This is a genomic window from Streptomyces canus 299MFChir4.1, assembly GCF_000383615.1.
Taxonomy (GTDB): Bacteria; Actinomycetota; Actinomycetes; order Streptomycetales; family Streptomycetaceae; genus Streptomyces; species Streptomyces canus_C.
Genome location: NZ_KB911609.1, coordinates 102,402 through 109,267 on the forward strand (window position 1 = coordinate 102,402; position 6,866 = coordinate 109,267).

The 6,866-nt window shown below is 71.5% G+C and carries 4 protein-coding genes and 1 pseudogene; all 5 read left to right on the plus strand.

Features of this window, described 5'->3' with window-relative positions; translation table 11 throughout:
* Positions 1-718: 718 nt before the first annotated feature.
* Positions 719-1,375 carry a PadR family transcriptional regulator gene (locus H293_RS0137320; RefSeq protein WP_020122902.1) on the plus strand — a complete coding sequence of 219 codons (657 nt, stop codon included), beginning with the start codon at positions 719-721 and terminating at the stop codon, positions 1,373-1,375.
* 203 nt (positions 1,376-1,578) lie between these two features.
* Positions 1,579-2,319, plus strand: a complete 741-nt coding sequence (locus H293_RS0137325) for an ABC transporter ATP-binding protein (protein WP_020122903.1) — start codon at positions 1,579-1,581, stop codon at positions 2,317-2,319.
* Positions 2,316-5,174, plus strand: coding sequence for an ABC transporter permease family protein (locus H293_RS0137330; protein ID WP_020122904.1), 2,859 nt, complete (start codon positions 2,316-2,318; stop codon positions 5,172-5,174). The genes H293_RS0137325 and H293_RS0137330 overlap by 4 nt, the downstream gene beginning before the upstream one ends.
* Before the next feature lie 763 nt (positions 5,175-5,937).
* Positions 5,938-6,492 (plus strand): annotated as a pseudogene (locus H293_RS50700) (FtsK/SpoIIIE domain-containing protein); the annotation flags it as partial.
* 85 nt (positions 6,493-6,577) lie between these two features.
* On the plus strand, positions 6,578-6,866 hold a 289-nt coding region (locus H293_RS60575), incomplete at its 3' end, for a DUF2637 domain-containing protein (protein WP_028808527.1).

The following is a 6,866-nucleotide window of genomic DNA, read 5'->3' on the forward strand; positions in this document are numbered from 1 at the left end:
GAACTCCCTTTCCGGAGACCCTCCGGGCCGCCCACCATCCCGTCCGTCCCGCGCCGCAGGCCCCCTCGTGCCCGGCCACGGCGACGGCCTCCGCCGTACCGCCCGCTCACGCCCCGCTCCGAACGGTTCGGCGGCCACGACCGCCGCACCGACCCCGCCCGATCGCCCGTCCGCCCCGTCGGCGTCGCCCTCCTCCGGATCCGCCGGACCCGCCCGTCCGGCGGTTCCCGAGCCGTCGGGGCCGCGCGACGCGCCCGCGGCCGGCGACTCCGCCTCCCTCGCGGGGCGGTCGGCGGGGGAGGGCCGGGAGCGGCCCGGCCGACCGGCCGACCCCTCCGGCTCGCCGTTCTCCACGAGATCGGTGGAGCCCGCTGGTACTAAAACGGCAACAGAGGTGGAGCCGCGGAGGAGCCGGACGAGGGGGTCGAGGTGGTACCCGAGACGGACGCCCCGGCCCGCCGAGAGCTCGCCTGCGGAGCTGCCGACGGCCGCTCACCGGACCGGCACCGAGGCCCCCCTCGACCTCTCCGACCGGCGGATTCCCGTGTTCACACTGGGCGCGGGGCCGGCGCTGGTGGGCCTCGGCATCGGCTTCCCCGGGGTGCGGATGCGCCGCCACTGAGAGGCTCGCGACGGCCCGGGTCCCCCTTGAGTCGGACCTCCGGCGTCCACCTCAGGACGCTTGTCCACGCGGACTTACTCGGTATACATACTCAGTATGTCCATCCGCCACGGGCTTCTCGCCCTCCTCGAACGCGGCCCGCGCTACGGCTCACAGCTCCGTACGGAGTTCGAGTCCCGCACCGGCTCCACCTGGCCACTCAACGTGGGTCAGGTCTACACGACGCTCAGCCGGCTTGAACGCGACGGCATGGTCGTGCAGGACGGCGAGGACGAGGCCGGCCACTCGCTCTACGCGATCACCGACAGCGGTCGCGTCGAACTTCGCAGCTGGTTCGAGCACCCCGTCGACCGCACCAGCCCGGCCCGTGACGAGCTGGCCATCAAGCTGGCCATGGCCGTCGGGGCGCCCGGGGTCGACATCCGTGACGTCATCCAGTCCCAGCGCCGGCACAGCGTGAAGGCCATGCAGGACTACACCCGGCTGAAGGCGCAGGCCCTCACCGCCATGGAGAAGAACGGGGTCGGGGAGCGGGACGACATCGCCTGGCTCCTCGTCCTGGAGCAGCTGATCTTCCAGACCGAGGCCGAGGCGCGCTGGCTCGACCACTGCGAGTCCCGGCTGATCCGTCTCTCGTCGACCACCCCGGCGGCGGGGCCGGAGCCGGCCTCGCCGGGGGCGGCACCGGGAGCGGCGGGGATGGGGGCGCGGGCGGGGGCCGTGGCAGAGGGGGTCGCACGCCACCGCCCGTGATGTCCGCCCTTCACGACCGGCCCTGAGCACCCGAACGACCGGATCCACAGGGCCGACCGAGTCCACCCGCTCCACCCGACCCACCCGTAGCACCTGAAGACTCCGAACCATCCGACCAGACCCATACCGTACGCACGGCGCCGCAACGACCGTCCGTCGCACCGACGTCCGGCCGTTCGCCGGCGTACGCCCGAGGGGAAACCATGTCCACACAACAGCAGCATCCCGTGCTGAGTCTGCGGAACTTGACCCGCGTCCACGGCTCCGGCGCCACCGAGGTGCACGCCCTGCGCGGCATCGACCTCGACGTCCACCCCGGTGAACTCGTCGCCGTCATGGGCCCGTCGGGCTCCGGCAAGTCCACCCTGCTCACCATCGCCGGCGGCCTCGACAACCCCACCTCCGGGCAGGTTTTCGTGGAGGGCACCGACATCACCGCCCTCGGCATCAAGGGGCTCGCAGCCCTGCGCCGCCGCAGCATCGGCTACGTCTTTCAGGACTACAACCTCATCCCGGCCCTCACCGCCGCCGAGAACGTGGCCCTCCCCCGCGAACTGGACGGCATATCGGCCCGCAAGGCCCGCACCGAGGCCCTCGCCGCCCTCGCCGAGATGGACCTCGGCCAACTCGCCGACCGGTTCCCCGACGAGATGTCCGGCGGCCAGCAGCAGCGCGTGGCCATCGCCCGCGCCCTTGTCGGCGACCGTCGCCTCGTCCTCGCCGACGAGCCCACCGGCGCCCTCGACTCCGAGACCGGCGAATCCGTGCTGGCCCTGCTGCGCTCCCGCTGCGACGCCGGAGCCTCCGGCATCATGGTCACCCACGAGCCGCGGTTCGCCGCCTGGGCCGACCGGGTCGTCTTCCTGCGGGACGGCGCAGTCGTCGACCAGACCATGCGCAGCGACGCCGACTCGCTCCTGACCGACCGGGCGGCCCAGCGGTGACGACCTGGTTCCACTCCTGGCGGGCCGCGGTCCGCATCGCCCGCCGTGACGCCTGGCGCTCCAAGGGCCGCAGCTTCCTCGTCCTCGCCATGATCGCGCTGCCGATCCTGGGCGTGAGCGCCCTGGACCTGACCGTGCGCAGCGCCGAACTCACCCCCGCGCAGCGGATGGAGCGCACCCTGGGTGCCGCCGACGCTCGCTTCTCCGACGCCCGAACGGCCGGCGTGGCCATCCTGCAGGACCCCGAGGGCGAGCAGCACACCCCGGCCGGGGACTACAACTCGCCGGGCAAGTCCTGGCCCGACGGCCCGACCGATGTCACCAAGGCCATCCCGGCCGGTTCGACGGTGCTGACCGACAGCAGCGGTACCGCCAAACTGACCACCACTCACGGTCTGCTCCAGACCGAGGTCCGTGAGCTGGCCGCCGCCGATCCCGTCGCCCGGGGCATCATGCGGCTGCAGGAGGGCCGCTTCCCCGAGAAAAACGACGAGATCGCCGCGACCACCCGGTTCCTGGAGAGCAGCGGGCTGTCCGTCGGCTCCACCCTCACCGCCCGCGGCTTCGACCGCACCTATGTGATCAGCGGCTCGTACGAGCTGCCCAGCGACCTCACGACACAGCAGGTCAACGCCCTGCCGGGGGCCTTCCTCGCGCCGTACGCCAAGGCGGTCGAGAAGGCCGGACTGCCGAAGCCCGACATCTCCACCACCTACCTGGTGAAGAAGGCCGGTGGTTTCACGTGGAACACGGTCCAGGCGATCAACGCCAAGGGTGTCGTGGTCACCTCGCGCGTCGTGGCCCTCGACCCGCCCGCCGACTCCAACGTGCCGCTCTACCAGAAGGAAGACTGGGCCAACCACGAGAGCAGCGGGGCCGCAGACGCCGCCGCCGTGGGCACGGTCGTCGGCCTGGCGATGCTGGAGATCTGCCTGCTCGCCGGCCCCGCCTTCGCCGTCGGCGCCCGTCGTTCCCGCCGCCAGCTTGGCCTGGTCGGCGCCAACGGCGGTGCCCGCAGCCACATCCGGGCCATCGTGCTGAGCGGCGGCGTGGTCATCGGCGTCGCGGCGGCCCTGGTCGGCATTGTCCTCGCCCTGATCCTGACCTTCGCCCTCCGGCCCCTCCTTGAGGACTACATGGGACAGCGGTTCGGCGGCTTCACCGTCAGGCCGCTGGAACTTCTCGCCATCGCCGCGCTCGCCGTCATCACCGGCCTGCTCGCCGCGATCATCCCGGCCGTCACCGCCTCCCGGCAGACCGTCCTGGCCTCCCTCACCGGCCGTCGCGGCGTGCGCCGCAGCAACCGCGTGCTGCCGCTGATCGGCTTCGGCGCTGTCCTGCTCGGCGCGGCCATCGCCCTGTACGGCTCTGTCGTCTCCGACCAGTTCGTGCTGGTCGCGGGTGGCTCGGCCGTCGCCGAGCTGGGTGTGGTCGCCATGACGCCCGCGCTGGTCGGCCTGTTCGGCCGGGCCAGCCGCTGGCTGCCGCTCTCGCCGCGCCTCGCCCTGCGGGACGCCGTCCGCAACCGGGGCCGTACGGCACCCGCTGTCGCCGCCGTCCTGGCCGCCGTCGCGGGCACCGTCGCCGTCTCGACGTACGCCGCGAGCCGCGACGCCCAGAGTCTGGCCGAGTACCGGGCCAGCCTGCCGTCCGGGGCCGTCGCCGCGCTCGTCACCGAGGAGGGCGGCCGGGACGTCCCCGAGGTCCGCGACGCCGTGCAGCGGACGCTGCCCGTCGACGTCCGCGCCGACGTGTTCCGGATCGCCGTCGGAAAGCCCGGCTGCGACCCGCATGGCGAGGGCGAGGGCTGCGGCCGCTTCGAGGTCGTCACCCCGCCGGCCAACAAGTGCCCGCTGTGGGCCACCTCCCCCGACGGCTCCGACCCGGCGGAGAAGTACACCAAGGAGCAGCGGCGCGCCCTCGCCAACGACTGGCGCTGCCTCTTGCCCGACGGCAACGGCATCTACGTCGAGGGCCGTCTCCTCATCGCCGACGCCCCGCTCCTGAAGGTCCTCGGCATCGACGACCCGGGCGCGGCCAAGGCCCTCGCCGACGGAAAGCTCCTCAGCTTCCACAAGCCCCAGGTCGACAGGAACGGCACCGTCGGCATCAAGCTGATCACCGACCCGAAGGCCGCCAACCGCGCCGTCGAGCAGAACAAGCCGGTCCCGGGCGAGCTGAAGTCCTTCCCCGCCTACCAGGTGCCCGGCTCGCCCGACTCCTACGGAGTGGAGAGCGTGCTCAGCCCCGCCGCCGCCAAGGCCGCCGGACTGACCACTGTCCCCCTCGGTGCCTTCTTCAGCACCGACCGGATGCCCAGCACCGAGGAACGGCAGAAGCTCGACGCCGAGATCGCCAAGCTCGGCAGCAACGTCGAGCTGACCGTGGAGCAGGGCTGGGTCGACGAGAACAGGCTCGTCCTGCTCGCGCTGACCGTCTTCGCCGGCCTGGTCACCATCGGTGCGGCCGGCATCGCCACCGGTCTCGCCCAGGCCGACGCGGAGGCCGATCTCAAGACGCTCGCAGCGGTCGGAGCCCCGCCCCGGGTGCGCCGCATGCTCAGCGGCTTCCAGTGCGGTGTGGTCGCCGCGATGGGTGTGGTCCTCGGCTCAGCGGCCGGTGTCCTGCCCGCGGTCGGGCTGCGGCTCACCGAGGAGCGCGAGCAGATGCGCTTCTACCAGGAGGATCTCGCCAACGGCTTGGTCGGCGCCGGTGACGCCTCGCCGCACGTGCCGATCGTCGTCCCCTGGGAGACGCTCGCCGCCCTCCTGGTGGTCGTGCCCCTCGGCGCCGCCCTGCTGGCCGCGCTGGTGACCCGCTCTCGCGGGGCGCTGGCCCGCCGCGCCGCGCACTGAGCCTCCGTTGCCGGACCGTGCCCCTGGACGAGGGTGGATCACCCTCGTCCAGGGGCAGGAGGTAGTCCCCGTCCGAAGGGATGCTGCTCGAAGCCGGCCAGCGCTTCCGGGCCATCTCCACCTCTGGGCGCGACGGCGCCGTTGCGCGGGGCGAAGCATCCACCCACTTCGCCAACGGGCAGAGACGCCCGACTCTGTGGTCAGGCGAAGGCCCTTCCGTACATTACGAGCCCGCGACTCAGGACACGCGGAGGGCACGGAGCCAGCAAATCGGTTTAAACAAAAACAAACCCCAGGTTGCTGACCTGAGGCTTCAAGAAGAGCGGGGGACGAGAATCGAACTCGCGCTCTCAGCTTGGGAAGCTGCGAACACTTGAGGTCGGCTCGGTCTTGACCTGGGTAAACGCCAGAGTCGTGGCCTCGTCGAGCTCCCCTGGTCTTACCGTGATTCCCCGCTGTTCCCCGCTCGATCTGGTGCGGTTGTGGTGCAGCGGCTACGGCAGCGGCGGTTGGCGAACGTATTTTGCGTCGTCCTGGGTTCTGGATCCAGGGGTGGGAGTGACGGCATGCCCGAAACCAGTGGATTTCGGGCATGAGTGAGGTGTATTCTAATCCGTTCGGCTCACACCAACTCGAAGACGTAGAAGCGGCGTTGGCAATCCAAGACGTGGTGCCACGGGAGTCCGGAAGATGCTGAGGCACACATTCTGGCTAATCGCTTGGAAGCGGCGGTAACCCGCCTGACGATGCCAGAATCCATCTACGTCCCTGGGGCCTGCCCGAGAGTGAACGGCCCACCCCCGTCGTCCTGTTCGTCGACGAGGTGGCCGAACTCTTCCTCACCGCCACCCGCAAGGACGAGGAACGCCGCGACGAGATGGTCACCCAGCTCATCCGCCTCGCCCAGCTCGGCCGCGCGGCCGGCATCTACCTGGAGGTCTGCGGGCAGCGCTTCGGCGCCGAACTCGGCAAGGGCGCCACCATGCTCCGCGCCCAGCTCACCGGCCGCGTCTGCCACCGCGTCAACGACGAAGCCTCCGCCAAGATGGCCCTCGGCGACATCGCCCCGGAAGCGGTCTCCGCCGCCTGCGCCATCGCCCCCGAACTGCCCGGCCTGGCCGTCGCGGGCGACACCTCCGGCGGCTGGTCCCGCATCCGCACCCCGTACCTCTCCCTCGGCGACGCCGCCGAGATCTGCCGGGAATCGGCCCACCTGGTGCCCGACCTGACCGCGCTCAAGCCCTTCCGGCCCGACGTCCCCGTACGCCCCGTCGAGACCCCGGCCCCGCCAGTCCTGCCGCACCCGGTGACCGACTGACGCGCTCCCCTCCACCCGGTCGGCGTGACCGCCTCACGCCACGTCCCTACCCCTGCCATGCCCGCAACCGAAAGGAGCCGGACCGTTGCGCGCCCATCTGGCCCGTGTCGACGCGGTGTTGGTCCAGGCGCTCATCGCCGCCGCACTGTCCTTCGCCCACATCCACGACATCGCCACGGCGGCCGGACAGGACGGATGGAAAGCGTGGGCCTACCCGATCAGCGTTGACCTGCTGCTCGTCGCCGCATCCGTGCGACGGCAGGATTCGGCGCTCCGCCCGGACGGCCCCACCGAGTCTGCGGCGGGGGCTTGTCGTGATGGAGATCGTGACTCACAGATGCCTGAAAATCCCAATCAAACTGGGGGTTTGTGGT

Excerpts from the sequence above, each read along its gene's own strand:
- H293_RS0137325 (WP_020122903.1), top strand. The coding sequence starts at position 1,579 with ATGTCCACACAACAGCAGCATCCCGTGCTGAGTCTGCGGAACTTGACC.
- H293_RS0137320 (WP_020122902.1), top strand. The coding sequence starts at position 719 with ATGTCCATCCGCCACGGGCTTCTCGCCCTCCTCGAACGCGGCCCGCGC.